The sequence below is a fragment of the Elioraea sp. genome, assembly GCF_051860475.1.
GTDB lineage: Bacteria > Pseudomonadota > Alphaproteobacteria > Acetobacterales > Acetobacteraceae > Elioraea.
In genome coordinates this window covers 1-2376 of record NZ_JBHYDW010000262.1, presented here as the reverse complement: position 1 = coordinate 2376, position 2376 = coordinate 1, and the positions used below count along the sequence as shown (strand labels likewise).

1 protein-coding gene is annotated in these 2376 nt (G+C 69.3%); it reads left to right on the top strand.

Translation table 11 applies throughout. The features are described 5' to 3' along the window. Nucleotides 1-2376: GH36-type glycosyl hydrolase domain-containing protein (locus ACTIFU_RS23415; protein ID WP_439580738.1), on the top strand; the 2376-nt coding region annotated here is incomplete at both ends.

Sequence of the window (2376 nt, the reverse complement as noted above, 5' to 3'; positions counted from 1 at the left end):
TGTGCTCTACCCTGCCCCGACCCTGCGGCCGCCCTCGGAGGCGATCCGGCGCGGCGGCGGAGCGCAGCCGGGACTCTGGGCGCTCGGCATCTCCGGGGATCTGCCGATCGTGCTTCTGCGCATGCATGACATCGAGAACATCGACGTCGCCCGGCAGCTCGTGCGTGCGCACGCCTACTGGCGGATGAAGCAGCTCGCCGTCGATCTTGTGATTCTGAACGAGCGGACATCCTCCTATGTCCAGGACCTCCAGATCGGCCTCGAGACATTAGCCCGCACGAGCGAGGCACGGACCCAGCCCGCCGCGGATGCGCAGCCCGGCCGTGTCTTCGTGGTGCGGGCAGATCTGATCGCCGCGGAGACGCGGGCCCTGCTGGCGTCGGCAGCGCGGGTCGTGCTGATCGGACGGCGCGGGCGGCTTGCCGATCAGCTCGATCGTGCGGCGGCTCCGAATGCGCATCGAGGCCGCACCCGCAGGCCCCAAACTGCCGCGGCGGGCACGCGGGGCGTGCCATCGCTGCCGGCGCTCGAGTTCTTCAACGGACTCGGCGGCTTTGCCGAAGGCGGGCGCGAGTACGTGACGGTGCTCGGTCCCGGCCAGTCAACGCCCGCACCCTGGATCAACGTCGTCGCCAACTCTGGCTTCGGCTTTCACGTCTCGGCCGAGGGCAGCGGCTACACTTGGTCGGTCAACAGCCGCGAGCACCAGCTCACGCCCTGGTCGAACGACCCTGCGACCGATCGTCCGGGCGAGGCCTTCTATCTGCGGGATACGGACACCGGTGCGCTGTGGAGCCCCACCGCGCTGCCATGCCGCAACGATCAGGCAACCTTTTTCGCCCGTCACGGGCGCGGCTACAGCCGCTTCCAGCACATCGAGTACGGCATTGCGAGTGATCTGCTCCAGTACGTGCCGATCGCCGATCCCATCAAGATTTCCCGCCTTACCCTCCGCAACGTCTCGGGCCGGTCCCGGCGCGTGTCGGTGATCGCCTATGCGGACTGGGTCCTCGGCCAGTCGCGGTCCGCCTCGTCACCGTTCGTGACGACCGAGATCGATGGCGAAACCGGTGCGATGTTCGCGCGCAATCCATGGAGCCAGGCCTTCGCCTCGCGGGTCGCTTTCGCCGATCTCGCCGGGCGTCAGACGGACTGGACGGGCGATCGGCAGGAATTCATCGGCCGGAACGGAACGCTGGCAAGCCCGGCGGCGCTCGCTGGCGGCGCGCCCCTCTCCAAGTCCGTCGGCGCCGGTCTCGATCCCTGTGCCGCGCTACGCACCACGGTGGAGTTGCCCCCGAACGGGAGCGTCGAAGTGGTGATGCTTCTCGGCGACGCCGCCGATGCGGACGCCGCGCGCACCCTGGTCGAGCGTTACCGGACCGCCGATCTCGACGGCGTTCGCCAAGCGGTCGACCGGCACTGGGACGAGGTGCTCGGCGCGGTCCAGGTGCGTACGCCGGACCGGGCGATGGACATCATGCTGAACGGCTGGCTCCTGTACCAGACGCTGGCATGCCGTGTCTGGGCCCGCTCGGCCTTCTACCAGGCGAGCGGTGCCTACGGGTTCCGCGACCAGCTTCAGGATGGCATGGCGCTCGCCTCCGTGCGCCCGTCGCTGACGCGCGAGCATCTGCTCCGGGCAGCGTCGCGGCAGTTCGTCGAGGGTGACGTCCAGCACTGGTGGCTGCCGCATTCCGGTCAGGGCGTGCGCACGCGGATCTCCGACGACCGGGTCTGGCTCGCCTACGCCGCAGCGCATTACGTCGATGTGACGGGAGATGCCGCCGTTCTGGACGAGCAGGTTCCTTTCATCGAAGGCCAGTGGCTCGCGGCTGATGAGCATGAGAGCTTCTTTCAACCGACGGTATCGGACGAGACCGGGCCTCTGTTCGAGCACTGTGCGCGTGGTCTCGACTGCAGCCTGGCACTTGGTGGCCACGGGCTGCCGCTGATCGGCACGGGCGACTGGAACGACGGCATGAACCGCGTCGGCGAACTGGGGGACGGCGAGAGCGTCTGGCTGGGTTGGCTCCTTCACGCGACCCTGACTGCGTTCGCACCGGTCGCCGAAGCGCGCGGCGAGCGGCTGCGCGCGGACGCATGGCGCACCCATGCCCTGGTTCTGCAGGCCGCGCTGGAGCGCGAGGCATGGGACGGCGAATGGTACCGGCGCGGCTACTTCGACGACGGCACGCCGCTCGGGTCGGCGGCGAGCGAGGAGTGCCGGATCGATTCTATCGCGCAATCGTGGGCGGTACTCTCGGGCGCGGCTGACCCAGGGCGCGCCGCCCGAGCCATGGCGGCGGTCGAACGCGAGCTGATCCGCCCGCGGGATCGGCTGGCGCTGCTGTTCACGCCGCCGTTCGACCTGAC